At 34.6% G+C, this 25836-nt stretch carries 35 protein-coding genes and 1 pseudogene; 24 read left to right on the top strand and 12 right to left on the bottom strand.

Translation table 11 applies throughout. From position 1 onward, the window contains the following. Positions 1 to 64 precede the first annotated feature (64 nt). Complete coding sequence (locus ACSG5Z_RS19385; protein ID WP_002096778.1) at positions 65 to 220, top strand: hypothetical protein; 156 nt, start codon at positions 65 to 67, stop codon at positions 218 to 220. Positions 221 to 308: 88 nt separating this feature from the next. Further along, on the top strand, positions 309 to 911 hold the full coding sequence (locus ACSG5Z_RS19390; protein ID WP_075308623.1) for a histidine phosphatase family protein: 603 nt from the start codon (positions 309 to 311) through the stop codon (positions 909 to 911). A 37-nt stretch (positions 912 to 948) separates the two neighbouring features. Here ACSG5Z_RS19390 and ACSG5Z_RS19395 read toward each other — a convergent pair whose 3' ends face one another. Then, entirely contained in the window at positions 949 to 1527 is a 579-nt protein-coding gene (locus ACSG5Z_RS19395) for a GNAT family N-acetyltransferase (RefSeq protein WP_137011045.1), read from the bottom strand. A 245-nt stretch (positions 1528 to 1772) separates the two neighbouring features. Between ACSG5Z_RS19395 and ykzS the strand changes: the two genes are divergently transcribed. The 12 genes and pseudogenes from ykzS to ACSG5Z_RS19455 all read left to right on the top strand — a co-directional run bounded on the left by ykzS (position 1773) and on the right by ACSG5Z_RS19455 (position 11641). Next, a complete protein-coding gene (gene ykzS / locus ACSG5Z_RS19400; protein WP_000356682.1) occupies positions 1773 to 1967 on the top strand; it encodes a protein YkzS in 195 nt (64 codons plus the stop codon). Positions 1968 to 1992: 25 nt separating this feature from the next. After that, entirely contained in the window at positions 1993 to 2310 is a 318-nt protein-coding gene (locus ACSG5Z_RS19405; protein WP_000502198.1) for a hypothetical protein, read from the top strand. Between the two features lie 476 nt (positions 2311 to 2786). Then, entirely contained in the window at positions 2787 to 3146 is a 360-nt protein-coding gene (gene nrdI / locus ACSG5Z_RS19410) for a class Ib ribonucleoside-diphosphate reductase assembly flavoprotein NrdI (protein ID WP_000634376.1), read from the top strand. Then, positions 3133 to 4260: pseudogene (locus ACSG5Z_RS19415) on the top strand (ribonucleotide reductase barrel domain-containing protein); the annotation flags it as partial. The gene nrdI and the pseudogene ACSG5Z_RS19415, both read left to right, overlap by 14 nt. Positions 4261 to 4643: 383 nt before the next feature. After that, positions 4644 to 5594 carry a ribonucleotide reductase barrel domain-containing protein gene (locus ACSG5Z_RS19420; RefSeq protein ID WP_306295567.1) on the top strand — a complete coding sequence of 317 codons (951 nt, stop codon included), beginning with the start codon at positions 4644 to 4646 and terminating at the stop codon, positions 5592 to 5594. A gap of 93 nt (positions 5595 to 5687) precedes the next feature. Then, the gene (nrdF, locus tag ACSG5Z_RS19425; RefSeq protein ID WP_048544989.1) at positions 5688 to 6656 is read left to right on the top strand and encodes a class 1b ribonucleoside-diphosphate reductase subunit beta; all 969 of its coding nucleotides are present in this window, start codon (positions 5688 to 5690) and stop codon (positions 6654 to 6656) included. Positions 6657 to 6872: 216 nt separating this feature from the next. Next, positions 6873 to 7253, top strand: coding sequence for a GntR family transcriptional regulator (locus ACSG5Z_RS19430; RefSeq protein WP_000687513.1), 381 nt, complete (start codon positions 6873 to 6875; stop codon positions 7251 to 7253). After that, positions 7250 to 7948, top strand: a complete 699-nt coding sequence (locus tag ACSG5Z_RS19435; protein ID WP_048544987.1) for an ABC transporter ATP-binding protein — start codon at positions 7250 to 7252, stop codon at positions 7946 to 7948. The genes ACSG5Z_RS19430 and ACSG5Z_RS19435 overlap by 4 nt, the downstream gene beginning before the upstream one ends. Next, positions 7945 to 8739, top strand: a complete 795-nt coding sequence (locus ACSG5Z_RS19440) for an ABC transporter permease (protein ID WP_087984819.1) — start codon at positions 7945 to 7947, stop codon at positions 8737 to 8739. Before ACSG5Z_RS19435 ends, ACSG5Z_RS19440 begins: the two co-directional genes overlap by 4 nt. A 14-nt stretch (positions 8740 to 8753) precedes the next feature. Further along, positions 8754 to 9656 (top strand): ABC transporter ATP-binding protein, encoded by a 903-nt coding sequence (locus tag ACSG5Z_RS19445; RefSeq protein ID WP_435711988.1) that lies wholly within the window; start codon positions 8754 to 8756, stop codon positions 9654 to 9656. Beyond that, positions 9656 to 10432 (top strand): ABC transporter permease, encoded by a 777-nt coding sequence (locus tag ACSG5Z_RS19450; protein WP_435711989.1) that lies wholly within the window; start codon positions 9656 to 9658, stop codon positions 10430 to 10432. The genes ACSG5Z_RS19445 and ACSG5Z_RS19450 overlap by 1 nt, the downstream gene beginning before the upstream one ends. A gap of 195 nt (positions 10433 to 10627) precedes the next feature. Continuing rightward, a complete protein-coding gene (locus ACSG5Z_RS19455; protein ID WP_435711990.1) occupies positions 10628 to 11641 on the top strand; it encodes a CPBP family glutamic-type intramembrane protease in 1014 nt (337 codons plus the stop codon). A gap of 29 nt (positions 11642 to 11670) precedes the next feature. Here the strand turns inward: ACSG5Z_RS19455 and ACSG5Z_RS19460 are convergent, their stop codons facing one another. Both ACSG5Z_RS19460 and ACSG5Z_RS19465 read right to left on the bottom strand, forming a co-directional pair. Continuing rightward, the gene (locus tag ACSG5Z_RS19460; RefSeq protein WP_000707104.1) at positions 11671 to 11853 is read right to left on the bottom strand and encodes a DUF3913 family protein; all 183 of its coding nucleotides are present in this window, start codon (positions 11851 to 11853) and stop codon (positions 11671 to 11673) included. A 100-nt stretch (positions 11854 to 11953) separates the two neighbouring features. Next, positions 11954 to 12406: an Lrp/AsnC family transcriptional regulator gene (locus ACSG5Z_RS19465; protein WP_001175492.1), complete on the bottom strand. Its 453-nt coding sequence runs from the start codon at positions 12404 to 12406 to the stop codon at positions 11954 to 11956. Positions 12407 to 12532: 126 nt separating this feature from the next. On the opposite strand from ACSG5Z_RS19465, the gene ACSG5Z_RS19470 reads away from it, so the two are divergent. From ACSG5Z_RS19470 to ACSG5Z_RS19480, 3 genes are all read left to right on the top strand, one after another. Beyond that, on the top strand, positions 12533 to 12943 hold the full coding sequence (locus ACSG5Z_RS19470; protein ID WP_000439757.1) for a carboxymuconolactone decarboxylase family protein: 411 nt from the start codon (positions 12533 to 12535) through the stop codon (positions 12941 to 12943). Positions 12944 to 12953: 10 nt separating this feature from the next. Next, entirely contained in the window at positions 12954 to 13508 is a 555-nt protein-coding gene (locus tag ACSG5Z_RS19475) for a cysteine hydrolase family protein (RefSeq protein WP_435711991.1), read from the top strand. Between the two features lie 85 nt (positions 13509 to 13593). Beyond that, on the top strand, positions 13594 to 13992 hold the full coding sequence (locus tag ACSG5Z_RS19480) for an SseB family protein (RefSeq protein WP_000435201.1): 399 nt from the start codon (positions 13594 to 13596) through the stop codon (positions 13990 to 13992). 27 nt (positions 13993 to 14019) lie between these two features. Here the strand turns inward: ACSG5Z_RS19480 and ACSG5Z_RS19485 are convergent, their stop codons facing one another. Continuing rightward, entirely contained in the window at positions 14020 to 14940 is a 921-nt protein-coding gene (locus tag ACSG5Z_RS19485) for a S66 peptidase family protein (RefSeq protein WP_087984824.1), read from the bottom strand. Positions 14941 to 15055: 115 nt separating this feature from the next. On the opposite strand from ACSG5Z_RS19485, the gene ACSG5Z_RS19490 reads away from it, so the two are divergent. Beyond that, the gene (locus ACSG5Z_RS19490; RefSeq protein ID WP_435711992.1) at positions 15056 to 16150 is read left to right on the top strand and encodes an NAD(P)H-dependent flavin oxidoreductase; all 1095 of its coding nucleotides are present in this window, start codon (positions 15056 to 15058) and stop codon (positions 16148 to 16150) included. Positions 16151 to 16167: 17 nt separating this feature from the next. Here ACSG5Z_RS19490 and dltD read toward each other — a convergent pair whose 3' ends face one another. The 5 genes from dltD to ACSG5Z_RS19515 all read right to left on the bottom strand — a co-directional run bounded on the left by dltD (position 16168) and on the right by ACSG5Z_RS19515 (position 20484). Further along, entirely contained in the window at positions 16168 to 17343 is a 1176-nt protein-coding gene (gene dltD, locus ACSG5Z_RS19495) for a D-alanyl-lipoteichoic acid biosynthesis protein DltD (protein ID WP_435711993.1), read from the bottom strand. Then, positions 17340 to 17579, bottom strand: a complete 240-nt coding sequence (gene dltC, locus ACSG5Z_RS19500; RefSeq protein ID WP_000807310.1) for a D-alanine--poly(phosphoribitol) ligase subunit DltC — start codon at positions 17577 to 17579, stop codon at positions 17340 to 17342. The genes dltD and dltC overlap by 4 nt, the downstream gene beginning before the upstream one ends. A 68-nt stretch (positions 17580 to 17647) precedes the next feature. Further along, complete coding sequence (dltB, locus tag ACSG5Z_RS19505; protein WP_098199230.1) at positions 17648 to 18814, bottom strand: D-alanyl-lipoteichoic acid biosynthesis protein DltB; 1167 nt, start codon at positions 18812 to 18814, stop codon at positions 17648 to 17650. Then, entirely contained in the window at positions 18811 to 20325 is a 1515-nt protein-coding gene (dltA, locus tag ACSG5Z_RS19510) for a D-alanine--poly(phosphoribitol) ligase subunit DltA (protein WP_000770525.1), read from the bottom strand. Before dltA ends, dltB begins: the two co-directional genes overlap by 4 nt. 12 nt (positions 20326 to 20337) lie before the next feature. Next, positions 20338 to 20484: a teichoic acid D-Ala incorporation-associated protein DltX gene (locus tag ACSG5Z_RS19515; RefSeq protein WP_000440293.1), complete on the bottom strand. Its 147-nt coding sequence runs from the start codon at positions 20482 to 20484 to the stop codon at positions 20338 to 20340. A gap of 328 nt (positions 20485 to 20812) precedes the next feature. Between ACSG5Z_RS19515 and amaA the strand changes: the two genes are divergently transcribed. The 5 genes from amaA to ACSG5Z_RS19540 all read left to right on the top strand — a co-directional run bounded on the left by amaA (position 20813) and on the right by ACSG5Z_RS19540 (position 23882). Further along, a complete protein-coding gene (gene amaA / locus ACSG5Z_RS19520; protein ID WP_087984828.1) occupies positions 20813 to 21982 on the top strand; it encodes an N-acyl-aliphatic-L-amino acid amidohydrolase in 1170 nt (389 codons plus the stop codon). Positions 21983 to 22208: 226 nt separating this feature from the next. Beyond that, entirely contained in the window at positions 22209 to 22385 is a 177-nt protein-coding gene (locus ACSG5Z_RS19525) for a hypothetical protein (protein WP_016088748.1), read from the top strand. After that, positions 22378 to 22824 (top strand): flavodoxin, encoded by a 447-nt coding sequence (locus ACSG5Z_RS19530; RefSeq protein ID WP_098857381.1) that lies wholly within the window; start codon positions 22378 to 22380, stop codon positions 22822 to 22824. Before ACSG5Z_RS19525 ends, ACSG5Z_RS19530 begins: the two co-directional genes overlap by 8 nt. A 24-nt stretch (positions 22825 to 22848) precedes the next feature. Then, a complete protein-coding gene (locus ACSG5Z_RS19535) occupies positions 22849 to 23622 on the top strand; it encodes a hypothetical protein (protein WP_088062612.1) in 774 nt (257 codons plus the stop codon). Positions 23623 to 23720: 98 nt separating this feature from the next. After that, the gene (locus ACSG5Z_RS19540) at positions 23721 to 23882 is read left to right on the top strand and encodes a hypothetical protein (RefSeq protein WP_046958209.1); all 162 of its coding nucleotides are present in this window, start codon (positions 23721 to 23723) and stop codon (positions 23880 to 23882) included. Here ACSG5Z_RS19540 and ACSG5Z_RS19545 read toward each other — a convergent pair. After that, positions 23879 to 24787 (bottom strand): aminoglycoside phosphotransferase family protein, encoded by a 909-nt coding sequence (locus ACSG5Z_RS19545; RefSeq protein ID WP_435711994.1) that lies wholly within the window; start codon positions 24785 to 24787, stop codon positions 23879 to 23881. The genes ACSG5Z_RS19540 and ACSG5Z_RS19545 overlap by 4 nt on opposite strands. A gap of 83 nt (positions 24788 to 24870) precedes the next feature. Between ACSG5Z_RS19545 and ACSG5Z_RS19550 the strand changes: the two genes are divergently transcribed. Beyond that, positions 24871 to 25389, top strand: coding sequence for a biotin transporter BioY (locus ACSG5Z_RS19550; RefSeq protein WP_435711995.1), 519 nt, complete (start codon positions 24871 to 24873; stop codon positions 25387 to 25389). A gap of 63 nt (positions 25390 to 25452) precedes the next feature. On the opposite strand, the gene ACSG5Z_RS19555 is transcribed toward ACSG5Z_RS19550, so the two are convergent. Beyond that, entirely contained in the window at positions 25453 to 25602 is a 150-nt protein-coding gene (locus ACSG5Z_RS19555; RefSeq protein ID WP_435711996.1) for a hypothetical protein, read from the bottom strand. Between the two features lie 20 nt (positions 25603 to 25622). Further along, positions 25623 to 25796: a hypothetical protein gene (locus ACSG5Z_RS19560; protein WP_000343559.1), complete on the bottom strand. Its 174-nt coding sequence runs from the start codon at positions 25794 to 25796 to the stop codon at positions 25623 to 25625. Positions 25797 to 25836: the final 40 nt, after the last annotated feature.

Consider the following 25836-nt stretch of genomic DNA (forward strand, 5'->3'; position numbering starts at 1 on the left):
ATAGGGGTATAATGAAAAAATACAATAACCTACTAAAGTGGGAGAAATTAGAGGCGGTAAAATGATGTTTGAATTTGTGGGGAGTGTTATAGCATTAACTTTATTTGTATTTTCTTATATAAATTTAAAAAAGATTCGTCATCATGAAACGACTACATATTTTGATGGGATGGATGGTATACATGCTGGGGTCACACATGAGAGTGGTGGGGATATGTAAAGGTGTATAACTTTCTTTTTTTGCGTGGTATGATATGTAAAAATAGTACATAATAGAGTTCGTAAGTGATGAATGGAGAGTGGAAAGAATGAAGATTTCTTTTATTCGTCATGGCCGCTTAGATCGTACTATAGAACCAATGACGGTTACATCCTTTCATGAATGGATGAAAGGATATGACTTACATACTATAACAGAAAAAGCACCTATACCAATGGAAACAATGGAAGCGGTTGAAGCAGCAAAGTTGATTGTAACGAGTGATCAAAGGTGTGCTATACAGTCAGCAGCTGAATTAATGAATTCTTTATCTTTTATGCAAAATTCTCTTTTTAGGGAAGCTGAAATTCCGACGAATTTTTATGCTCCAACATGGTTGAAATGTAAACCTAACGTATGGATGTTTATCGGGCGAACATTATGGATACTTGGTTACCATAAAGGTGTTGAGTCTTATAAGGAAGTAAGAGAGAGGGCAAGGCAAGCGGCTTACTTATTACACCGTTATGCTCTCGTACATGGAAGTATTGCTCTTGTAGGTCATAATTACATTAATGCAATGGTTGGTGCGGAGCTGAGAGCGATGGGATGGTCTGGTTCTCCTATTTTACATAGGAAGCCATGGGGATGTACAACCTATACATTCCACGAAGCGATGGATGGAAATATATTAAATACAAAATTAACATAAAAGCACACGATTTATATATAAATCGTGTGCTTTCTTTTTAAGATATAGAAATTTTGATGTTTAATGTTTTTACGAGGTGTGCATAAGGTTCGCCTACAAGCATAACGATTTGATCTTTTTTATAACCTAGTTTTTCATATAGTGAATAGGCACGTTTGTTTTCTAAATTAACAAGTAATGCGATTTTTTCATGCTCCTTTTCAGTTGCATGGATTTCAGCAGCTTCAATTAATTGAGAACCGATTCCTTTTCCGCCATATGCACTTGAAACTGATAATGTATCAATGTAATATTCATCAAGTTCAGCTTCTTTTTCTAATGTAATTGATTCATCTTTATGTAATTCTCTTAAGTAATGTACAATTGGTGCATCAAGACTTGTTGCTTCACTACCGTGATAAGCGACAATAACCCCAACTGCAACCCCGTCTTGTACATATACAAAACAGTTTTCATAGCTCAGTCGATTTCTCTCTTTTGAGAACCATGTTTCAAGTCCTAGTAATACTTCTGTCTCAACTTTGCTGCCTGTGATTTTTTCAGCAATTTCGTGCAGAGCGTTATATAATAAAGGTGCAATTGCCTTCGCATCTGTCTTTTTTGCTTTCCGAATCATAGTATCCCTCCTAATTCTATTTATATATTGTAGCATAGTGGTATGGAACTTTGCATAATTGAATGCTGAAATGATTGATATAGAGAAGTAGCTATGTTAGTATATGATATTTAGTGGACATATACTAAAGAGATCTTTTTTGAAAAATAATGAAAATGAAATGAAGGTATAGCACCTGGATAATTTTACAGTTGTTGACCTATAGAATATACGATAAAATAAAATATTGCATAGAGGTGAAATACATGGATAAAGAATTAGCAAATGCAATTTTGGATCAGCTGAAAAATGGTGAAATAAAGGAGTATGTTGTTACGAAAGATGTATTTTATACGTTCAGAGAAGTTGTAGTAAGTCGAGAAGATTTTAAACATATTATTGGGAACGCACAGCGCGGCGGACAAGTAATTTATACATATTCAGAAACGCCACGTTCGTAACTAGAAGAATATAGGGAGGGGAATTATGGGCGATTTTAAACAAGGCATATTACCGCATTGGGATTATATGTGGAAAGATAGAGCTGGCAATAGGTTTATGGGGATGGTCATGTATCCAGAGAAACGAAAGTGTTCGGCAAAAATGCTTCAGAAAATAAAAAGAGCATATGAAGAGGCTATAGAAATTAAAGTAACCGTACAAGTTCAACATACATATCAGTACGTAGAAGGAATGATTGTGTACTTTGATGAAGAAGCTCCTGTATGTACAATGATTGATAAAGATGAAAATCCACATCATATATTTGTAAAAGATATTTTGCGCATTGAGCACTCAGAATAATCTTTTCATAAATAAGTTGAATTTCCATAATAATAATCTTTTTCTATAATAGTTATCTTTTAGTATGTAACGCGAACCGAAAGTATATGTATAATATTTAATAAAGTAACACTGATAAATGTAATCGTTTTTTAGAACAGATTATCGTTTCATGTCTGTTCTTTTTTGCGTGATGCTGGAGAAATATATTCCTCCAGCATTTGCCGTTTTATGACAAAATATATTGGTAACTTTTTTAAAAATAAGGTTAAATTCGTTGACAACTTTTTTGAAAAGCACTTTATTGACATGAGTTTTAGAATGTTGTTTCATAGTCATTGTATTGAAAAAAATCGACTGTCTTGTCGAAAAGTAAAATTTAAAAAAAGAAAGAATTTATACATATATCTTGTGTCTTATTTTGAAACGTAATACAATATATAGAGAAATCAAGAAACAACATACAGAGAGTATAGATTGGAGAGGGAGGGTCGGAAATGATAGTTGCATATGATTCTATGACAGGAAACGTGAAGCGTTTCATTCACAAATTAAATATGCCGGCCGTTCAAATTGGTGAAGATCTAGTAATAGATGAAGACTTTGTTTTAATTACGTATACAACAGGTTTTGGCAATGTACCAGAACGTGTTTTAGAATTTTTAGAGCGCAATAATGAAAAATTAAAAGGCGTATCTGCAAGCGGCAATCGTAACTGGGGAGACATGTTCGGTGCAAGTGCTGACAAAATTTCTGCTAAATATGAAGTGCCTATTGTATCAAAATTTGAGTTATCAGGAACAAATAATGATGTAGAATATTTTAAGGAAAGGGTGCGGGAGATTGCGACACATTGAACTGAATAATGAAATCACGCAAATGCAGGACGGTTTTTATCAGCTTCATAAAGATAAAGAGGCATTAGAAGTCTTTATGGAAGAAGCTAGAGAAAATACCGTTCATTTTAATAGCGTGGCAGAGCGAATGGAGTATATGAAAGAATATGATTACTATTACAACGTTCTGGACGAGTATAGCTTGGAGGAAGTAGAAGAGGTATATAACATCGCTTATGGTGAAAACTTCGAGTTCCAATCTTATATGGCAGCATCTAAGTTCTACAAAGATTATGCGTTAAAAACAAATGATCAAAAACAATACTTAGAAAGCTATGAAGATCGTGTAGCAATTGTTTCATTATACTTAGGACGCGGTGATGTTGCGAAGGCAAAACACTTCGCAAGCATGATTGTAAAACAAAACTACCAACCAGCGACACCAACCTTTTTAAATGCGGGACGAAGCAGAAGAGGAGAAATGGTGTCTTGTTTCTTGTTAGAGATGGATGATAGCTTAAATTCAATCGGCTTTAACATTAATACTGCAATGCAATTATCAAAAATCGGCGGTGGAGTAGCTTTAAACTTGTCTAAGCTACGTGCACGCGGTGAGCAAATTAAAGGTATCGATAACGCTGCAAGTGGTGTAGTACCTGTTATGAAATTACTTGAAGATTCGTTTTCATATGCAAATCAACTTGGGCAACGAAAAGGTGCCGGCGCAGTATACTTAAACATTTTCCATTGGGATATTATTGAATTCCTTGATACAAAAAAAATAAATGCCGATGAGAAGAGCCGTATTCAGTCTCTATCAATCGGAATTATCGTTCCAAGTAAGTTCTTTGAGCTTGCTGAGAAAAACGAACCTTTCCATGTTTTCGCGCCTTATACGGTGTATAAAGAATACGGAAAGCATTTAGATGATATAGACATTGATGAAATGTACGATGAATTAATGAGCAATCCGAAAGTGAAGAAGAAGCCGCTAGATATTAGTGCACGTGATATGCTTATTAAAATTGCTATGATTCAGCTTGAGTCTGGTTACCCATACTTAATGTTTAAATCAAATGCAAATAACCAACATCCACTGAAGGATATTGGAACTGTGAAGATGTCGAACTTGTGTTAAATATGTAGCACCTTCTAGTAGAAATGCTAGTCGAAAACTCCGTTAAACGGGGAAAGCCTCAAATTTGAGGTAACCTACCGTGCTAAATCTTATCTTAGAATGAAAATATAAAAGTTCAGAATGTATCTTATTATTTTGTATAGCAGAGTTATGGGACAACATAAAGTAATAAGAGACTTTCTGAAGTATGTAAGATAAGTAAAAGCCTAACGACTATCCCTTATGGGAGTAGAGCGCAAGCGATTGGCGTTCGAAAAGCGGAGCACCTAATCAGGTAATGCTGTAGGTGATGATATAGTCTGTCCTGTATGGTGACATACAGCAGTTGCATGAGCAACGGACTGAGGAGTAGCGGACTCGGTTGAACATTCGAGACAGAAATCTTCCAGCTTCAAGAAACTTCTGAAATAAATGATTACGGTACAGATGATATTATCCGTCGTGATATTAACTGTAATTTAGGATCGTTAAATATCGTAAATGTAATGGAAAATAAAGAAATTCGTGAAGCTGTTCATGCGGGAATGGAAGCTTTAACAGCTGTGTCTGATATGACGATCATTCCGAATGCACCAACTGTGAAAAAAGCAAATGATGAGCTTCATTCAGTTGGACTTGGCGCAATGAACTTACACGGATATTTATCAAAAAACAAAATCGCATATGAAAGTGCAGAAGCAAAAGAGTTCGCTCGTACATTCTTTATGATGTTAAATTACTACTCTATTGAGAAAAGTATGGAAATCGCTAAAGAAAAAGGCGAAACATTTAAAGACTTCGATAAGTCTGATTATGCGAATGGCACATACTTTGAAAAGTACGAAACGACAGATTACAGCCCAGTAACTGAAAAAGTTCAGCAACTATTTGAAGGAATTCATATTCCAACAAAAGAAGATTGGACAAGTTTAAAAGAGCAAGTGAAGAAGAATGGATTATATAATTCATACCGTCTTGCCATCGCTCCAACACAATCTATCAGTTACGTTCAAAATGCAACTTCAAGCGTAATGCCGATCGTAAGTCAAATCGAATCAAGAACATATGCGAATGCGACGACATATTATCCAATGCCGTATTTATCAAAAGATACGTTCTGGTACTATAAATCTTCTTACGATATGAATCAGTTTAAATTAATTGATTTAATCGCAGAAATCCAAGAACATATTGACCAAGGAATTAGTACAATTCTTTACGTTAATAGTGATATTTCAACACGTGAATTAGCACGTTACTACATCTATGCACATAAAAAAGGCTTAAAGAGTCTTTATTATACGAGAACACGTAAGTTAAGCGTGGAAGAGTGCGTAGCTTGTACCGTTTAATATAAAAAGTGAGACATCATGAGCAGGGTTTTCTGAACCCTGCTCATGCTTAGTTATCAATTTTTCATGTTTATTTAGAGAAGGGGCGATTGAATGCGTGCGGTAAACTGGAACAAAAAAGAAGATGATTTTAGTTTAATGTTTTGGAAGCAAAACATCGCTCAGTTTTGGACAGAAGAAGAAATCGCAGTATCTTCTGACAAAAATACTTGGGCACAATTATCAAAAGAAGAGCAGGTTGCTTATAAGCGTGTATTAGGTGGTTTAACACTTTTAGATACGAAACAAGGTGGCGAAGGGATGCCACTTGTACTTGTTCATCTTGAAAATTTACAAGCGAAAAGTGTATTAGCTTTCATGGGAGCTATGGAAGAAGTACATGCGAAGAGTTACAGTCATATTTTCACAACGTTAGCTACTGAAGAAGAAATTGATGATATTTTTGAATGGGTAGACAATCATCCATTACTTGAGAAAAAAGCTGGTATTGTTACTAGTTACTATCGTCGTTTATTAAAGCCTGAAGTAACGAAAAAAGAGTTATACATGGCGATGGTAGCAAGTGTATTCTTAGAAAGTTACTTATTCTATAGTGGATTCTTCTACCCACTTTACTTAGCAGGTCAAGGTAAATTGACAGCAAGTGGTGAGATTATTAACCTAATAATTCGTGATGAGTCAATTCACGGCGTATTCGTCGGTATTTTAGCACAACAACTCTTCGCAGAACTTTCTGCAGAAGATCAACAAGAAGTGCAAAAAGAAACACAAGAGTTATTAATGGAACTATATGAAATTGAAATGGCATACACAGAAGAAATTTACACTTCTATCGGTCTTGTAGAGGATGTAAATCGTTTCGTTCGTTACAATGCGAATAAAGGACTTATGAACTTAGGACTTGAGCCGAAGTTTGAAGAAGAAGAAATTAACCCAATCGTTTTAAATGGTTTACGTACAGATACGAAAAACCATGATTTCTTCTCTGTAAAAGGGAATGGTTACGTAAAAGCAACGAACGTTGAAAAGTTAGCTGATGATGACTTCGTGTTTGATTTTTAATATATACTCATAAAGAAAAGCTGTCTTATTCATTGATAAGACAGCTTTTCTTTATGGATTTGTTTACATAACACTATTATTTTTGTATAACGAGTTCTGTTTAAAAAGTTCTATCCAGCAAATGGATAGAACTTTTTTGTAATTAAATGGGTATTTACAAAATATTTGTATCAGTGTATTATTTAACTAGTACACCGATACAAAAGGAGGGAAGAAATGAAAATAGAGTTTTCTCCAAATACACCAATTTACATTCAGGTAATGGAATACATAAAAAAAGAAATCGTAACAGGACATTTATTGCCGGGTGATAAAATTCCCTCTGTACGTGAATTAGCGAGTGAATTACAAGTAAATCCAAATACGATTCAGCGTACATTTCAAGAGCTAGAACGGGATGGGGTTGTTGTCACACGTAGAGGAATGGGACGATATGTAACGAATGAAGGGGAGAAAATTATGGAGCTGCGAAAAGAGATGGCGAAAGAATTACTTCATTCTTTTATAGATGGAATGGACAATTTAGGTTTTTCAGAAGAAGAAATTCTTACAATCCTTCGCTCTTCATTACACGAGAAGAGGGAGGAGAGCGAATGACAGAGTTATTAAAAATAGAAAACTTATGGAAGCGATACGGATTGAAAGCAGTGATCCGTGAACTAAACATAGAGATTACGGAAGGGAAAATTATAGGACTCGTTGGAGATAACGGGAGCGGGAAAACGACGTTATTGAAAATGATTGCCGGTCTGCAGCATCCTTCTGAAGGCAGTATTACAATCGCTGGTAAAAAGGTAGGATTAGAAACGAAAGAAATTGTTTCTTTTATGTCGGATAAACCAGTATTTGATGATTGGATGACGGTAAAAGATTCTTTATTCTTCTATCGAGATTTTTATAAAGACTTCGACATTCAAAAAGCGGTAGATACAATTGCGGAATTTAAAATACCGTTAGAAGAAAAAATTACAGCTTTATCAAAAGGTATGGTTGAAAAGCTACAAATTATTTTAACATTTTCGAGGAAAGCGAGGTTATACGTACTAGATGAACCATTGGGCGGGATTGATCTCGTTTCTAGGGAGCATGTACTGGAACTTATTTTACAGTTTTATCGCGAAGACTGTACTATTTTAATTGCAACACATTTAATTGGAGAAGTGGAAAATATTTTTGACGAAGTAATCTTTTTAAAAGATGGTGAGAGTGTATTGCATGAAAATGTAGAGGAATTACGTTTCCAAAGAGGAAAAGCTGTTACGGATTTGTTTAAGGAGGTGTTTAGTAGATGAAGGCCAGTTTAATATATATGTACAATGCGAATAAAAAACAAATTTTCATTTCGTTATTGTCATTCATATTTATTGCAGCTGTCGCTTTTGTAAGTATGGGGAATTATATTAAACAAGAATCAGGAGAAGTAAGGCAAATGATTATAGTTGCCTTAGTATTCTTAGTTTATATAATTTTTGCGGTATTAGTATTTCTGCAGGCGATGTCTGCGTTTGGGAAAATGACCGAAAGTACATTATTTCGATTAACACCGATATCTGGTAAAAAAATTGTTTTAGCAATATTGTCATATGCGGCAATTAGCTTAATGTGTTTTGAAGTAATAGGTACTATGTTTTTCTATAGCATTTCGATGAAAGTAATAAAAGGTACAGAACTCTATGGATTGTTATTTACCGAAAGTACACTTACGTTAGATATAGTAAAACAATTATTTAGCAGTGTGTTATATGTATTTAATTTATCAAGTGTATTGTTAGTTTTACTTTTTACAGTAGCTGGCGTTAAAGTATTTTCTTTGAAAAAGAAAAAAATGGAGTATGTAATTATTTTCTTCTTATTTTTACTAGTAACGAAAGTAATCAATATGATATATGAAATGCTAGGTGGACTTGCACCTACACCTGCTTTTATAACAAAGTTAGTGTATATAGATGAATCATCAGAAGCAAATGTGTTTCTTTATCCAGAAAAGCTTATGAATTTATATAGTATTGCTTTTTCAATCGGTATATTTGTTTTATTTGTTTATATAACAGGTCGCATAATCGATAAGAAACTAGAAGCCTAAAGGAGGAATCAACATTGGGAAATGTAGTAGTAAAGTTAGAGAATGTTCGAAAAAAGATTGGTGGAACGGAAATTATCCACGGTTTATCATTTGAAGTTCGTGAAGGGGAAGTGTACGGGTTTCTTGGACCGAACGGTAGTGGTAAAACGACGACAATTCGTATGATGACAGGTCTTATATCAATGACAGAGGGCGATATTACAATTTGCGGTCATAGTATTCGCACGGAGCGTGAAAAGGCGCTAGAGCAAATTGGGGCAATTGTAGAAAATCCTGAACTATATGATTATATGACTGGCATGCAAAACTTAAAGCATTTTGCGAACATGGCAATTACACCAATTAGTAAAGAGCGCATTGCTGAAATTGTAAAGCTTGTCGAATTAGAGCACGCAATTCATAAAAAGGTGAAAACATATTCACTTGGTATGAAACAACGTTTAGGAATTGCACAGGCATTACTTCATCAGCCGAAAATCTTAATTTTAGATGAGCCGACAAATGGATTAGATCCAGCTGGTATTCGCCAAATTCGTGATTATTTACAACGTTTAGCGAAAGAAGAGAATATTGCTGTAATCGTATCAAGTCACTTATTAAGTGAAATTGAACTCATGTGTGATCGCGTCGTTATTATTAAGCAAGGTGAGTTTGTGCAAGAGTACAACTTACACGAACAAGCGAAACATGATGAGACAGTAGTTGTAGCGTTTGAAGTAGATCAAGTACAGAAAGCAAATGAAATCATTAAAGGTAAGACGCAAGGAAATGTAATTGCAGTATCTGTAATGAAAGAGGAAATCCCACAACTTGTAAAACGACTTGTAAATGACGATGTGCTTGTATACGGAGTTACTGTTCAAAATAAAACGTTAGAGGATGAGTTCTTAGCGATTACAGGGGGAGTGAAAGCGTAATGTTTAAATTAATTCAAAATGAATTTTTAAAGTTACATGCGAAAAAAGGTATGTATATTTTAATTGGTGTCATTGCAGTATTGGAGATTTTGGGAGTTTTAGCGATGCTGAAATGGGGAGACGGAAGTGAATTTAAAGGATCATATTTAGATTTTGCAAGTTCAGAGATTGGTTTAATTACTTTGTTTGCAACAATTTTTGGGATTACGATTGCTTCTCGTATGATTACTGATGAGTTCCAAAAAGGTACAATTAAGCAGTTATTAATCCGTCCAAGAAAGCGAATTACAGTTTTATTCTCTAAATATATTACAGTGTTACTTACTATAGTATTTATCATATTTGCTAGCACGTTAATTGCAATGATTATTGGCGGAATTGTAATGGATGGTAGTAAAACAGAATTAACGGTAGGAATCGTAATGAAATCTACTTTATATCAAGTACTTTCGCCGTTCTTCTTTGCGACGCTTGCATTTTTCTTAGCAAACGTATTTAGAAAGTCTGTATTACCATTAATTATTACGATGTTTCTCTTCTTCTTACAAGGAGCAATTAATATGGTATTAATGATGTTTGCAAAAGGTGTAGCGAAATTTGTAGTGTTTTTCCATTTAAATTTAAGTGTGTACGATAGCAATAAACTAGTAAGTGGCGGAACGGAACCAACATTTACAGAGTTTACATTTACAACTTCCTTATTACTTGTAGCTGTATACTTTGTTGTATTACTTGTAGTATCAAGTGCATTATTCCAAAAACGTGACGTATTATAATAAAAGAAATCCCCGCTTGTAAAAACGGGGATTTTTATTACATAACTTTCTCGTATATTTCAACTGTAAGAAAAGAATGATTACTATATATATTGTTCGAAAGTATTTGAGAAAAATAGGGAGAATTTCAACTATATTCATATGATAATTTAATTATCACACCATTTATTTTACTATCTTTGGGGGTGTTCTATTATGCACTATGCATTTTCACGTATAAGGCTACGCAGTTTTTTTGGATGGATGATTATAGGATTGTTCCTTACGATGATCCCATTAAGTCTAGCAAATGTTTCTGAGAATACGATGGAGGTTATTTCACAAATAACTGTATTTTTTGTATTTCCGTTATTTTGGTTATACGTAAAAACAAATAAAAATAATGTTGTGTTTAACAGTTTTTTTGATAAGCCAGGACGTTTACCGTGGGGATTAATTGTATTAGCAACGATAATGGGAATGATTTTTTCAGTTGGTATATCTCATATTCAATTTTACATATTAGCACATACGTTACCGAATTTCTTAGTTACCATGTTAGAAGACGTAAATGTTATTAATACGAGTAACATATATATGACGATATTTACTTTCATTTCAGCATGTGTATTAGCACCTATTATGGAAGAGGTTATTTTTAGAGGCTTCTTTTTACAGCGAATGGCTCATAAATGGGGAATTAAAAAAGCTGTAATCATATCTTCACTTATTTTTGGTTTAGGACATTTTGATGTTATTGGTGCATTTATGTTTGGTGTTGTAATGTGTCTTTTATACATAAAGACGAAAAATATATGGACGAATATCGCTGTACACGCTCTAAATAATTTGATTGCAACAAGTATGCAATTTGTCGGTGGAGAAGAGAGTAGCGCAATCTCAATTACTGAATTACAAGCGCAAAGTAATTTATGGATCGGTATCGGTCTGACAGTTGTTGGATTACTTTGGTTAATTCCTTACGTTTGGAAACAATGGCGTACAGTAAAAGAAGTGGGTGTGCCACCAGTGCGCTTTATAAATGAGGAAAAAGTGGTGAGTGCATTACAAGAAAATGAAGTGTATAGTCAAGTGATCGTAACAGATAGACTGATGGCTGTAGAGCTACCAGATGAAGCAGTAAATAAGCTTCGATTAGAAGAAAATGATTATGTAACAGTATCTGTAGAAGAAGATAAAATTGTAATAAAGAAAGCACAGGATAGATAATTAAAAAGTAGCTCCTAAAGAGCTACTTTTTAATTTGTAATAATTTCTACACGAAAATTATTACCGTTCTTTACATATTTAATATCTGTAACGATACGGACTGTTTTTAAAATCTCCACTTTTTCACCAATTCGAGGGATAGTCGGAACATTATCCCAAATGCCAAGTAAATCATCTAATTGTGCCGTTTTTTCATAAAACCAGATTTTCAATGTAAAGCCCCTTTCTCGAACTTTATGTATTTTAATACATAATATATTATTTTTATTCTTATTGTAAGGGGTTTTTTTGTATTTTATGAATAAAAATAAATTAATCTTCTGGGAAGATGTGTTCGATATCAGGAGTAAGAGATACTTCTGATAATACGATATGAGAAACTGTCGTTGCATATGAAGAAACATCATTGATAAAATCTTCAAGTTCAACGAGTGAAGGAACAGAAATTTTTACAATGTAGCATAAGCTTCCTGTTACGCGGTAACAAAAACTTGCAGATGGATAAGACTGAATAAACTGTTGCATACGTGTTGTATCACCATTTTTTAAAGTGATTTCTAAAATACAATCTAAAACAAGTCCTGCTTTTTTATAATCGATATCAATTGTGTACTTTTGAATCACGCCTTCACTTTCAAGTTTGCGAACACGCTCTGCAGTAGACGGAGCAGATAAGTTTACTCGTTTCGCCAATTCACGCATGGAAAGGCGACTATCATTATATAATTCATTTAAAATCTTTCGATCGACACGGTCTAGTTGCATTTGTAAATATACCTCCAGTAAAATAATAATTTTTGTAAAGGAAAAATATAAATTAAGATTCATATGAAATGTAAAGTGAACTTTATTTATTTTACAATAAAACGGAAGGAAATAGGAGGGGAAATGATGGAGAGAATTTCATTATCAAATGTAGGAGATACAAAGTTTCAAAAGTTATTAGGGCATAATTCGGATATATTACATTCGTGGAGTACGTTAGAAGATACACTGTACAATAAAGGAACTCTTTCAGCAGAGTTGAAGGAGCAAGTGAGAAGAACATTAGCGTATGGGAATGAATGTCCGTACTGTATGGCAAAGGGAAGACCTGATGATGTGCAAAAGGCAGAGGAGATTGGTGTAGCTGTTACTTTTGCGCATACATTTGTTCATGACCGAAAAGCAATAGATGATACTATGTTTCACGTATTAAAACAATATTGGACAGAAAAAGAAATTGTAGAGCTTTGCGCCTATGTTTGCTTTATTACTGCGTCACAACAACTTGGTTTTCTATTTCAATTACAGCCAAATTAAGGGGGAAATGATGACAAATCAAATAGCCCTTATCATAATCGACGTACAAAAGGCATTTCAATTACCAGATTGGGGCGAGAGAAATAATATTTTTGCTGAAGAAAACATGAGAATTTTGTTAGCAGAATGGAGAAAAAGGAAACGACCAGTTTTTCATATTCAACATGTAAATAAAGAAAATGCTCAGTCAATGTTTTATGAGAGAGCGGAAACGGTAAACTTTAAAGAAGAAGTGCAACCACTACCTGGTGAAGTGGTTATTCATAAATTCGTTAATAGCGCGTTCATTGGGACAAATTTAGAAGAGCAATTAAGAGAGAACAAATGTAATGCAGTAGTGGTTGTAGGATTAACGACAAATCATTGTGTGGAGACTACGACACGAATGGCAGGAAATTTAGGATTTACAACGTATTTAGTGAGTGATGCAACGGCTACTTTTAACCGTAAAGGTCTAGATGGTAAAGAGTATAATGCAGAGGATATTCACAATATGACACTTGTAAATTTACATGAAGAGTTTGCTACGATTGTAACGACAAAAGAAGTGTTAAAATTATTTTAAGAAAATAATTGCGAATTATGTAGAAAAAAATAAGAATATTTCGTATAATCTAAGTACAATCATTTTGAAATAGGGGTGGCATCATATGGAGCAAATTCCGGTAAAGAGAATAGAAGAAGTACTTGTTGTAGCAGGGGACGATAAACAGAAGCAAAAGGAATTTTATGAATTGCTCTTATCTACTGAGTTTTATGTTGCTGGTTCACTAGAAGCAGAGGACGGGGCAACAGAAGGAATACTTCGTTTGCGTCATTTCCAAGGAGAGGGTAGATGGATCGTTCCGTTCTTTACACAAATGGAATTTGTAAAAGACGTGTTGCCAGAAGGAACGCCCCTTATTACGATACGTGGAAAAGAATTATTTGGTAGCATTGAGAAAGATGCTACAGCAGTATTAAATGTTGGCACTGATATAAGTAAAACATTTATTCCAGAAGAAGTTGCAGATATCGCATCTGGACGAATTTTTAATTATTATAAATAAAAGGAAAAGCGGAATCGCTTTTCCTTTTTAATTTGAATACGGATTGGCTACGCCAGAAGAAATAGAGATTGTTTTATTATTTGTATTTATTGTCGCTGTAGCTCCAAGAGGAATCCCGATGTTTGGGCTTATATGTCCAATCGGTAAACCGAATAGGACAGGTATATGATATGGTGCGAAAAATTCATATAGTATTGTTTGCAATGATTGAGATGGTTTAGAAGGAGTGCAGTCGTGACAACTTGTAAAAATAACACCGCTACATTCATTAAACTTTCCAGATATAAGTAGCTGATTTAACATACGGTCAATGCGATACGGTTCTTCCCCAATGTCTTCAAGCAACAAAAGTTTATTAGCCGTAATTATCTCATAGGGTGAGCCAATTATACTCGTTAATACAGTTAAATTTCCTCCCGCCAATGTGCCTGTAACTGTACATGGAGAGGTAGGTACGATACATTCTGAAGCAGATAAGATGGTTGAATACGGATGGAATAGTTGATTGAAAGAAGATAAAGAAAGAGAATCTACACCTTTACCTAATTCTTCAACCATTGGACCATGAAAAGTAACAAGCTTTGCATAACGTGAAAAGGCCGTATGTAAAGCTGTAATATCGCTATATCCCCAAAAGATTTTTGGATTCTGCTGAATGATTTCATATTGAATGTGAGGGAGGAGACGAGCACTTCCGTAACCACCTCGTGCACAGAAAATGGCCTTTACTTCATTATTTGTAAATGCTTCATGTATATCATCGAGCCGAACTTGATCACTTCCAGCTAAATATCCATATTTCTCATAAACACTCTTCCCAATTACTACAGATAAACCCATTTCTTGTAATAGGGTTACCCCTTTTAATACATTTTCAATTGTTGGTGGGCCGGACGGTGCAATAATCATTACTGTATCACCTTGTTGTAACGCATTTGGATATATCATTGTTTTCAGCCTCCTTCACTTTCAATATATTCGCTTCATAGGAAGTTCAACCCTTGTAAAAGAAGGGGAAAGTTTGTCAAATAAAGAAGATATAAGGGGAATAGGAGGAGAAATGATGTTTACAAGTCGAGTTATAGATACATTACAAATTAAGTATCCCATCATTCAAGCAGGTATGGCAGGTGCAATTACGACGCCTGAGCTTGTTGCAGCTGTAAGTAATAGCGGAGGACTAGGAACGCTTGGAGCAGGCTATATGAGCCCAGAGCAAATTCGTGAAGCAATTTATAAAATAAGGGAACGAACTGATAAGCCTTTCGGTGTTAATTTACTGTTAACGAAAGAGATACAGATAGAAGAAGAGAAAGTAAACTTGGCAAAGGTATTGCTTAGCGGAGTGAATAGAGAATTCGGTATAGAGGAAGAAGAGACGATAAAGCTTCCAAAAAGCTATAAAGAACAATTACAAGTGTTAGTAGAAGAAAACGTACCAGTCGTTAGCTTTGCATTTCAAACGTTAGAAAAAGAAGAAATAGATGACTTAAAAAGAAGAGGAATAAAAGTCATCGGAACAGCTACTCATGTGAGAGAGGCGAGGGTGCTTGCTGAATTAGGAGTAGACATTATTGTCGGTCAAGGTAGCGAGGCAGGAGGGCATAGAGGAACGTTTATTGGGAAAGAACAGGACGCTATGATTGGGACGTTTGCATTAATTCCACAGTTAGTAGCAGCAGTCCCGCATATCCCAATTGTTGCAGCAGGTGGTGTAATGAACGGACAAGGGCTTGTTGCGGCATTTACACTGGGGGCAGAAGCTGTTCAAATGGGATCAGCCTTTTTAACGAGTAAAGAAAGTATTACGCATGATGTGTATAAAGAAGCAGTGTTACATAGTACAGATACGAGTACAACTGTGACCCGTGCGTTTTCCGGGAAATATGCGCGGGGTATTCGTAATGAATTTATAGAGAGACATGAAGGGAAAGAAGAAGGGCTTCCGATGTATCCAGTGCAAAATGTATTAACCTCTAAAATACGCCAAGAAGCAGCAAAACAAAATAAAGGAGAATATATGTCACTTTGGGCAGGACAAGCGTCATCATTAGCGCGAATAGAATCAGCTCAGCATGTAGTGGAGCGAGTGATGAAAGAAGCAGATAACGTAATCAAACAATTGCAAAGTGTATATAGAAAAAGACCACTTGAATAATTCAAGCGGTCTTTTCTTTAGTTTGCTTTATAAAATTGTTGGATGGCTTCATCGATATAAACCCAGCCTTTCCAACCTAAGTGCATGTGATCTTTTAAGAAGTATTTATCATACTCATGATTTGAGAAGTCGGCAATTGGATAGCCAGCTTTCTCAATTTGCTCATGAACTTTCTTATAGTACAATTCTCGGCGTTCTTTCGGGAAGCCCGCGTAATCGTACCAAGGACCTTTTACAGGAACAGAAATGAAGATTGGTTTTGCACCAGATTGTTTTAATAAATCAAGTACAATTTGTAAATCTTCATATTCTGGCGATTGATCATAAGCATCATTTTTTAAGTAGCCTTCACGTTGCTTTAATTTCTTCTTGATTTTGCTGTTGAAGTAATCATCTTCGATACCATATTCGTTAGAACCTGATTCTACTGCACCAGTTTGATCTGCATGTTTACGAGCTTCTTCCCAATTCATTTGTTTTAATGAAGGGTCAAGTTTTTCTTTATGCGGTTTAATATCAAACATTGCTGTAAATAAATCTTTACGATCTAAAATGTTACGATAAATATAAGCGAAAGGTTTAGCAGCAAGTGCTTTTACTTTATGCTTTGTATCATCATAAACGATACCTTCAAGCGAAATTTTTAGTAAAGTTTCTTTCTTGACGATCTCAAAGTTTAATAAACGTTTTGCAATTTGCTTTTTCATTTCAGGCTTTAAGTCATCATTGAAAAGCAAGTGATAGCCTTGTTGTTTTGAAAAGTTAGGTGCAAAGTGTGTTTCATCAATACCTTGTGGTACAAACCATTGAGGAGAAAGAACGAATACCATTTTCTTACCCTTCAATTGATCCATTGTAGATGCAAAGTTTAACACATGTACAAGGTCTTGTGTTCCTCCGCGTCCAAGTAGGAATGGTGTGAACCCTTCAGGCTTTACTTTGAAATAATTTGATGGATGGAAAGCATCCATACGTGCGAATTCCGATGAACCGTACATCGGAAGGTATTTCGGGTCTGCTAACATTTTTTGCTGTAATATCATACTTTGAATCTTTTCTTCTTTTAAAGAAGTGGCAGCTTGTTCTACTTTTTCATCACTTAAAAGTGGAAGTAGAAAGCGCGTTGGAATAAGTAAGAATACAGCAAAAAGGGCCAATGCTAAAAGCATCGGACCAAATTTTGCTTTGTTCATCGGATTTCTTCCAACTTCTTGATAACCATGTTTGGTGTAGCCCACTCGTCACGGTCAAAATCAGAAATAGAAACTTCAATATCTAAACGCTCTTGGAATTCAACTAATAAAGATACTACAGCGAAAGAATCAAGAATACCTTCTTCAAATAATTGAACATCTAAGTTTTCTTTCACAATATCGTTCTCACATACTTCTTCTAAAATATCTAATACTTGCTCTTTAAATTCTGCCATTTTTAAAATCTCCTTTATATCCGAAATATATTATATGTGCAACTTCTTACTAGTATAAGAAGGGTGCATTAAAAGTATCTGTTAAGGTGTCCAGAGAAAATTAGGAAACCGAAACATACAACGTGGAACGTAATTACAATCGCAAGGACGTGTGTAAATTTATTGTTTGGCCAAAACTTATGCTTCTTGTTTTTTCGCTCGAAAATATCGAATAAAATAAACAGTGCGGCATGATAAAGACCATAAATAATGTATTGATACACATGCTCACCAGTAATATGCCATATTCCCATGATGAAAAAGTTTAAAAATGCACCGATATACGAAATTGTGTAACGGTTTTTAATTAACTTTTTCTTCGTTGCAAAAAAGACGAAACGCATGTAAATAAAATCACGGAACCAGAATGATAAGGTCATGTGCCAGCGATTCCAGAAGTCTTTAATGTTACGACTAATGAATGGTTTATTAAAGTTTTCTGGAATTTTAATTCCCATCATATAACTTACACCAATTACAAATGAGCTATAACCAGCGAAGTCAAAGAATAAATATAAGCTATAGCTATACATGTAAATCATATTTGATAGGATTGTATCTTGCTGAGCGAATGCCGGATCCATAAAATATTGCTTTATTAAGTAAGCGATAATAAATTTATACAAGAAACCTTGGAAAATACGGTTTAGCCCTGTATATAGTAAATTTTGATATTCTTCTGCACTAGGTGGCTTTTGAATATCTTTTTGGAATCTGCGGTAACGATCGATAGGTCCCGTTGAGATAGCTGGGAAGAATAAAATGAATTCCCAAAAATTAAAGAAGGAAAGTTCTTTAATTAAGTTATCACGAACTTCAAATACCATTTGTACTGCTCTAAATGTTACATAGGACATTCCTAAAAATACAACAAACTTTAGCTCAGGTACAAACGGTGCAATTTTTGCTAAAACGAGCGGTAAAATCGACAAAATAACAGCTATACAAAACATGAATGTACTATTATTTTGTTTTCTTAAAATTAAATAGCCTTTAATAAGGGCATATTGCCAAATAATAAATGCGGCTAACATAATCGCTTGCTTCGGTTTATCCGAGAAGATAATAACGAGCATTACTAATGTTAAAACGGCATTATATTTACGCAACATTTTACCTTTTAGTCCAGCTATGATAGTAGGTATTAATAAAATGCCCACTATAGCGAAAAAATAAAATGATCCATATGCGGTCATGCTGTAACCTCACTCAATAATTTTTTGCGATCTACCTTTCCATTTGGTGTCATTGGAATAGAAGATTGATACATGAATTTACGTGGAATCATGTAGTTTGGTAATCGCTCATTGAGTTCTTTTTTAATTGCAGATGTTAATTTGAATTCTTTTTCAAATGAATGTTCGCCAGGAACAACAACCGCTAATAAATAATCGTATTTCTCACCTTTTTTAATTGGAACGATAACTGCTCCTTCTACGTAAGAACACGCACGAAGGTGATGCTCAATTTCTTCTAATTCCATTCGATAACCATGCAGCTTAATTTGGAAATCAAGACGACCATTATAGAATAGAAGACCATTTTCAACATAGCCAGCATCGCCTGTTTTATAGGCGCGCTCACCGTCAATCATAGTAAATGCTTTTTCTGTTAATTCCGGGCTTCCTAAATATCCAACACTTACGCTTGGACCGACAATTACGATTTCACCTTTTTCACCATCAGGTGCAATGGTGCCATCTTCTTTCATAATAAGAAGGCGGCAATCTGATTTACAGTAGCCAACTGGAAGTGATTTGTATTGATCAAGCACTTCTTCTGTAACGTGAATACCTGTTACAGCGACAGTAGCTTCTGTTGGACCGTACGTATTCATAATTGTCGCTTTCGGGAAACGCTCAATTAATTTTCTAGCTACTTCATTTGGTAACACTTCACCGCAGAATAAGAATGTTTTCATGTTCGGTAGCATACTCTCAGAGAAAGATGCTTCCATTAAACACATCTCTGCGAAAGATGGTGTTGAAGTCCATACTTGTATATCCGATTGCTCTAAAGAAGCAAACAAGTCTTTTGGACGTGCAATCATATCTTTATCGATTGCCCAAAGTGTACCACCTGTTACTAAGGATGGGTAAATATCCATGACAGATAAATCGAATGAGAAAGGTGCTTGGTTTAAGAATACTTGTCCTGTTTGTAAGTTGAAATCTTCTACAGCCCATTTTGTAAAGCTTACAAGGCAGTTATAAGTAATCTGAACCCCTTTCGGATTACCTGTGCTTCCTGATGTGTAAATAATGTAGAAGTTCTCATCACCTTTTACCGCATGTTCAGGATTTGGAGTGTTCCCTTTATGAGTAAAGAAAATATCTTTTAAGTTGTCTTCACTTACAATGCGAACTGGTAAATCAGTTACAGTTACTTCAGTTCCTGATAAAAGTAGTTTCGCACCAGAATTTTCAGCGATACGTTGTACACGATCAGCTGGGATAGATAAATCTACAGGAATATAAGCGTGTCCAGCTTTTACACATCCTAAAAAGTTAATAATCATTTCAGGTTGCATATGGCCATACACCATAATTGGTGAACGATCATCTGGATACTCAGAAGAAATCCAATGTGCTAACGCATCAGAATCTTCCTTTAATTGTTTGTACGTAATTTTCGCATCTCGCCAAACAAAAGCAGTTTGATCAGGCGTTTCAATAGCCCACTTTTCAATTTGTTCTAATAACTTCATAACGTTCCCACCCTAAAATTCGTTGTAAATAAATGTACTTGTGTTTGTATCATGGAATCCATACAACCAAAGCAATGCAAATAAAATTGCAAGGTAATAAACCGTCTTTGCAACCCATTGTGTGAGTGGTCGAGACCATATCTCTTTTAATCTTTCCATGTCTTTCCCTCTCTTAATGAAATGATAGCTCTTTGTAGGTATCATGTCCTACATTATTGTGAAAAAAACAAAATTCCACATTTTAGGTAAAAATAAGTCAAAAGGCTCTTTTCTGATATTAGCACTAAATACTAAAAAAGAAAATCCCTAACTTAGCAATTATATTACATTCAGCATGAATTTGTAATGGATTTGACATGTAAATAGGAAGTGGATTGTGTGAATGTATAAAAGTGGTCTGGGAGAATGTATAGAAATGTAATATTTGTTTGAGTTTTTCATAGTTAATATATGAATTGTTAAAGTTTCATAAGAGGAGGAATTTCTGATGAAGAGGATGTGGAAGGATCTTATTTCAGAAGAAAACATTATTAAGTGGAGACAGCATTTTCATAAATATCCGGAATTATCATTTCATGAAAAAGAAACTTCTCAATTTATATATGATACATTATGTTCATTTTCTTCTTTTGAAGTAACGAGACCGACGAAGTATAGTGTACTAGCAATTAAAAGAGGGACGGGACAAGGGAAAGTAGTAGCGATTCGAGCTGATATAGATGCTTTACCAATTCAAGAAGAGACAAGGAAATCTTATACGTCTGTGAATAAAGGAATGATGCATGCATGTGGGCATGATGCTCACGCAGCTATTTTGTTAAGTACAGCAGAGGTGCTATCAAATATAAAGGAAGATTTCGTAGGTGAGATTCGTCTCTTCTTTCAGCACGCAGAAGAGGTGTATCCTGGCGGGGGACAAGAAATGGTTGAGGCAGGCGTGATGGATGGTGTTGATTATGTAATAGGTTTACATGTTATGTCAGGACTTGAGAGCGGGAAAATCGGAATTGCGTATGGACCGATGATGGCGGCACCGGACGTATTTACAGTTGAAATTCAAGGGAAAGGAGGGCATGCGGCGAGGCCAGAAGAAACGATAGATCCTATTGCTATCGGAGCGCAGATTATTACAAATTTACAACATATCGTATCAAGAAATACAAGTGCTTTCATGCAAAGAGTTGTTTCAGTTACGCAGTTTCATGGGGGAATGGCTGATAATATTATTCCTAATGCAGCAACTTTAATGGGAACTGTGCGTTCTTTTAATCAAGCGTTAAGAATAGAAGCAGAAGAGAAAATTGAGCAAATCGTGAAAGGAATTACAAAAGCACATGGAGGGAAGTATACATATACGTATCGATATGGATATGATCCGGTTATTAATGATGAATATATTACGAAAGTAGTAGAAGAAAGTGCACTACATTTGTTTGGGAATGAGCGTGTTGTGAAGCTTGAACCTTCTATGGGAGGAGAAGATTTTTCAGCATATTTAAGAAAAGCACCGGGTTGCTTCATTAAATTGGGGACGGGGAATGAAAAGATCGATACTTGTTATCCACATCATCATCCAAAATTTGATGTAGATGAAGCAGCTTTAATTTATGGAGTGGAATTATTTCTAGAGACAGCGATAAGATTACTAAAATCGTAAAAAAGTATAAAAAAAGGCAACTGCGCTCTATCGCAGTTGCTTTTATTTCTTTCCGTCAGAGAGGGCTGAGAAAGAACTATGCTCATTTATAGTATATGAATAGCTAACGGACAAGCTTGTACATTTTAATCATTTTTTAAAAAATAGTTGTTGACATTGATAATCAATATCAATTAATCTAAAAGTAGTTGAAATTGATAATTATTATCAATAGGGTGGATACGACATGTTAATGAGAAAAAAATTTCACCTTCTGCGGAGGGGATTAAAAGATAAAAATAAAGATGTTGATCAGCATATGGAATGGCAACGAAATGTAATTCGATCTGAATATGTAGATGAGAAGAGTACACTTCCAACAGAAAAAGAGATACAAGGTAAAAGGAGAGATTCAGTTGAGTAAGTTAGTAATGATATTTGCAAGTATGAGTGGAAATACAGAGGAAATGGCTGATCATATTGCGGGTGCAATTCGTGCAACAGAAAATGAAATTGAAGTGATCGATATTATGGATTCACCAGAGGCTTCTATACTAGAACAGTATGATGGAATTATTTTAGGTGCTTACACTTGGGGAGATGGTGACCTTCCTGATGATTTCTTAGATTTTTATGACGCAATGGATTCTATTGATTTAAATGGGAAAAAAGCAGCAGTATTCGGATCATGTGATTCGGCTTATCCGAAATACGGCGTGGCGGTTGACATTTTAATAGAAAAGCTACAAGAGCGCGGAGCTGCAGTTGTGTTAGAAGGACTAAAAGTAGAATTAACGCCAGAAGATGAAGATGTAGAAAAATGTTTACAGTTTGGAGCTGAATTTGTAAAACACCTTTCTTAATGGCAGAAGGGAGATGGAGAGCAAGTGCATGAGAAAATCGCAATCAAAACGATGACAGATTATCATTTGTATGATTTTATGCGTTGCCCGCATAAATTTTATTTTCGTCATATAAAAAGAAGAGAACCTTCTTCGTTTGAATGGCAACAAATCGCACAAATGATTGTGAATCGAATTATTAACGAATATTACACACTACCTGCGGGCCAACAAACGAAAATTGTACTTTTAATATTAATAGAAAAGTATTGGAAAAAAGTAAGGGTTAATATGTTTGCTTCGAAGGCGGAGTATTATATTGTGTTAGCGAAGCTAACAGATCACTTATTACAGTTTGTTGAAAGAGATGATAGTCAGACACCGCCGTTATTTTTGTATGAAAAATTTCAAACATATATGGAAGAGTTAGGTGTCCACATGTCATTGACATTAGAAGTTGGTGAGTGGAGTACTGAGTCGTTTGTAATTAAAAAGTATGTTGTCGATGCGGATGAGGAAATGCTTGCTCTTTGTCAAAAGTTAATGACAGTATTCAGTTATAAAGCTTTCGGCATTCTTCCAGGAAAAATTGAAGTTATTAATTTAATAGAAGGAACTAAGTATGAGTACATTCCGAAACAGGAAGATATTATAACTGGCATGGCTGATTTATCTAGAATGAAAGAAATGTTGCAACAACCTGAGCATTATACAGAGCGTCATTTTCGTTCTGAATGTATGAGTTGTGCGTTTCGTAGTGAATGCCAAAGGGAAGAAGTAAAGAAAGAAGCAAAGCAGAAGAAAAATATCGTACATTAAAGGATGCAATTTTGCATCCTTTTTTGTTATTGACATGAAAAGCTTTTCATCATTTACCGTATATTTGTAGCAGATTTTAATAAAGGGAGGAATAATCAATGAAAGATGAAACGAAAGTATTTCAATGGTTAAAAGAACAGAATGCTCCTTTTGGAATTCAACTGCAAATTTTACAAGCGTTTCAACTGTATCAAATTATTGTTGAAATGGATAAAAAGTTAATGATGTATGAAGAGAGAGAATATCGGGAGAGAATTTAATCTCGGCCCTGTAGTATTACTTTCAGTTTTTCTGTACCTGCTAGGAATTCAAGTTCATTCTTTGTTTCAAAGTTATAAATCATATTATGTAATAAAGGACTGTATTGATAAAAGGTCGTGATGCGATGAATGAATAATGGATCATGGTGTGAAATAAGCGTACTGTATTGTTCATATACTGATGTAGTAAATTCATGTCCAAAATCATAATATAGCCCAGCAAAATCAAAGGCGGGATCTCCAATTTGAGCATCACCAAAATCGATAATACCTGAAATGGTTTTATTTTGGTGATCAAATAAAATGTGATGATGTGTAAAGTCAGCGTGAATAATTGTTTTTTGAAAAGTGGATGTATCGATACATGTAAAGAAATTTTCGAATAAACAATTTAACGCTGATTTCTGGTATGAAGTAAGACTGTTAGTAAGATATTGAGTTAATTTTGTTTGTAGCTCTTTCCAGTAGGTGAGTGTTTTTTCTATAGGGAATTCTAATGCCTTCACACGCTTTAAAGGAATACTATGTAGAGCCGCAAGGAAAGTCGCTAATTGTGTAATAATTACTTCAAGTTCTTTTTTCTCTAGCTTGGTAACTATTTCTTTTTTAAACGGTTCACCATGAATGAGAGTATAGTAACTACAGAGGGGAATAGTATCAGTATCCTTTTTATAGAATAGGTGATACTTTGGAACCTCGATTTCTTGTAGCAAATGAGAGAGAATTATGCACAGTTCTTTTTCTAAAGGAATTCGCATTGCATATTCTTGTTTTCGCGGGAAACGAAACAGTAGCTCATCATTTACTATAACTGCTACATTATCCCATCCTTCTTCATTTTGTTTATATGAATGTATAGAAAGATTAGGCAAAGCTTCTTTTATATACTGTTTGTAAGAGTCCATAATTGTTCCTCGTTTCTGAATTAAGTTATTCCACTTTATGATATCAGAATTTTCTTTCTATATGTTAAAATATAACTATCATTATGAAGAAGGGCGGGAGTATTACGAAGAAAAGACTATTCATCATTTCTCTATGTATCGCTTTTGGATTGTTTTGGTCATATAAAGAAGAGGTTTTTGCTAGCTTTAAACTGATTAATCAGTACGGATTAAATAATGAATTAAAGAACAAAAGTATAGAAACTTTAACTCATAATGAAATGAAAAAGGTAGGAAAACATTTTGTAACAGAGCAATTATCAGTGTTTGAGCTTAATAATAAAGAAGATGTGAAACGAAAAGGTGAAGTACTATTTGTAAATAGAGGGTATGAACAATTAATAGGAAATTATTATCCAAATCGGTTTCGGGATTTAGAGTATAAATTTACAAACGAGGACATACGTGAAGTGACGGATGAAAGTTTTCGTTATCAAACTGTAGCGTACGTTACGGGTACTGAAAATGGTAAGAGAAGCGAAATGAAATTGAATTATGAAATAAAAATTGTAAAGGTTAATAATATATTTAAGGTGTTAGAACAAAAACAGTATGTACAATAAAGTGAAACATGAATCAGTGCTACAAATAGCGGATAAAAAAATCCCCCAGTTCTTTGAGGGATTCTAAAGGTTTTCATTTTGTTGACCAAGTTCTTTTTGAGCAATATATAAATTTCCTTGCTCGATTTGTTTCTGTGTAAGAACAGAATCACCTGCATACCCTTTTTCTGTTTTCACAGTTCTTTTTGAACGATTGGAATCTTGTTTCTTCATATATAATATGTCACCTTTCCTTAAAAATAAACGAAAATGATGAGTACGAGTAACACCGCAGCAAAAATGGTAATGCCCATTAAAAACGAGGTGTTTTTATATTTAGGTGGCTTATGTACATCTTGCCGATATCCAGGTGAAATTTCAGGGGCGAATTCTTCATCGAATGATTGCTTTTTTTCTTTTTCGTCCATATGTATCCACCTTTCTTTTTCATTATGTTATACGTTCAAA

The organism is Bacillus pretiosus (assembly GCF_051294775.1).
Lineage (GTDB): Bacteria > Bacillota > Bacilli > Bacillales > Bacillaceae_G > Bacillus_A > Bacillus_A wiedmannii.

Coding starts and splice junctions, on each gene's coding strand:
- ACSG5Z_RS19440 (WP_087984819.1), top strand. CDS start 7,945: ATGAAGGCCAGTTTAATATATATGTACAATGCGAATAAAAAACAAATT.
- amaA (WP_087984828.1), top strand. CDS start 20,813: ATGAAGAGGATGTGGAAGGATCTTATTTCAGAAGAAAACATTATTAAG.
- ACSG5Z_RS19540 (WP_046958209.1), top strand. CDS start 23,721: ATGAAAGATGAAACGAAAGTATTTCAATGGTTAAAAGAACAGAATGCT.
- ACSG5Z_RS19485 (WP_087984824.1), bottom strand. CDS start 14,940: ATGATATATCCAAATGCGTTACAACAAGGTGATACAGTAATGATTATT.
- ACSG5Z_RS19395 (WP_137011045.1), bottom strand. CDS start 1,527: ATGATTCGGAAAGCAAAAAAGACAGATGCGAAGGCAATTGCACCTTTA.
- ACSG5Z_RS19490 (WP_435711992.1), top strand. CDS start 15,056: ATGTTTACAAGTCGAGTTATAGATACATTACAAATTAAGTATCCCATC.
- nrdF (WP_048544989.1), top strand. CDS start 5,688: ATGCGTGCGGTAAACTGGAACAAAAAAGAAGATGATTTTAGTTTAATG.
- ACSG5Z_RS19475 (WP_435711991.1), top strand. CDS start 12,954: ATGACAAATCAAATAGCCCTTATCATAATCGACGTACAAAAGGCATTT.
- ACSG5Z_RS19470 (WP_000439757.1), top strand. CDS start 12,533: ATGGAGAGAATTTCATTATCAAATGTAGGAGATACAAAGTTTCAAAAG.
- ACSG5Z_RS19560 (WP_000343559.1), bottom strand. CDS start 25,796: ATGGACGAAAAAGAAAAAAAGCAATCATTCGATGAAGAATTCGCCCCT.
- ACSG5Z_RS19390 (WP_075308623.1), top strand. CDS start 309: ATGAAGATTTCTTTTATTCGTCATGGCCGCTTAGATCGTACTATAGAA.
- dltA (WP_000770525.1), bottom strand. CDS start 20,325: ATGAAGTTATTAGAACAAATTGAAAAGTGGGCTATTGAAACGCCTGAT.
- ACSG5Z_RS19550 (WP_435711995.1), top strand. CDS start 24,871: ATGAAGAAGGGCGGGAGTATTACGAAGAAAAGACTATTCATCATTTCT.
- ACSG5Z_RS19385 (WP_002096778.1), top strand. CDS start 65: ATGTTTGAATTTGTGGGGAGTGTTATAGCATTAACTTTATTTGTATTT.
- ACSG5Z_RS19405 (WP_000502198.1), top strand. CDS start 1,993: ATGGGCGATTTTAAACAAGGCATATTACCGCATTGGGATTATATGTGG.
- ACSG5Z_RS19435 (WP_048544987.1), top strand. CDS start 7,250: ATGACAGAGTTATTAAAAATAGAAAACTTATGGAAGCGATACGGATTG.
- ACSG5Z_RS19555 (WP_435711996.1), bottom strand. CDS start 25,602: ATGAAGAAACAAGATTCCAATCGTTCAAAAAGAACTGTGAAAACAGAA.
- ykzS (WP_000356682.1), top strand. CDS start 1,773: ATGGATAAAGAATTAGCAAATGCAATTTTGGATCAGCTGAAAAATGGT.
- ACSG5Z_RS19545 (WP_435711994.1), bottom strand. CDS start 24,787: ATGGACTCTTACAAACAGTATATAAAAGAAGCTTTGCCTAATCTTTCT.
- ACSG5Z_RS19525 (WP_016088748.1), top strand. CDS start 22,209: ATGTTAATGAGAAAAAAATTTCACCTTCTGCGGAGGGGATTAAAAGAT.
- ACSG5Z_RS19515 (WP_000440293.1), bottom strand. CDS start 20,484: ATGGAAAGATTAAAAGAGATATGGTCTCGACCACTCACACAATGGGTT.
- ACSG5Z_RS19480 (WP_000435201.1), top strand. CDS start 13,594: ATGGAGCAAATTCCGGTAAAGAGAATAGAAGAAGTACTTGTTGTAGCA.
- ACSG5Z_RS19455 (WP_435711990.1), top strand. CDS start 10,628: ATGCACTATGCATTTTCACGTATAAGGCTACGCAGTTTTTTTGGATGG.
- ACSG5Z_RS19450 (WP_435711989.1), top strand. CDS start 9,656: ATGTTTAAATTAATTCAAAATGAATTTTTAAAGTTACATGCGAAAAAA.
- ACSG5Z_RS19465 (WP_001175492.1), bottom strand. CDS start 12,406: ATGCAACTAGACCGTGTCGATCGAAAGATTTTAAATGAATTATATAAT.
- dltB (WP_098199230.1), bottom strand. CDS start 18,814: ATGACCGCATATGGATCATTTTATTTTTTCGCTATAGTGGGCATTTTA.
- dltC (WP_000807310.1), bottom strand. CDS start 17,579: ATGGCAGAATTTAAAGAGCAAGTATTAGATATTTTAGAAGAAGTATGT.
- dltD (WP_435711993.1), bottom strand. CDS start 17,343: ATGAACAAAGCAAAATTTGGTCCGATGCTTTTAGCATTGGCCCTTTTT.
- nrdI (WP_000634376.1), top strand. CDS start 2,787: ATGATAGTTGCATATGATTCTATGACAGGAAACGTGAAGCGTTTCATT.
- ACSG5Z_RS19430 (WP_000687513.1), top strand. CDS start 6,873: ATGAAAATAGAGTTTTCTCCAAATACACCAATTTACATTCAGGTAATG.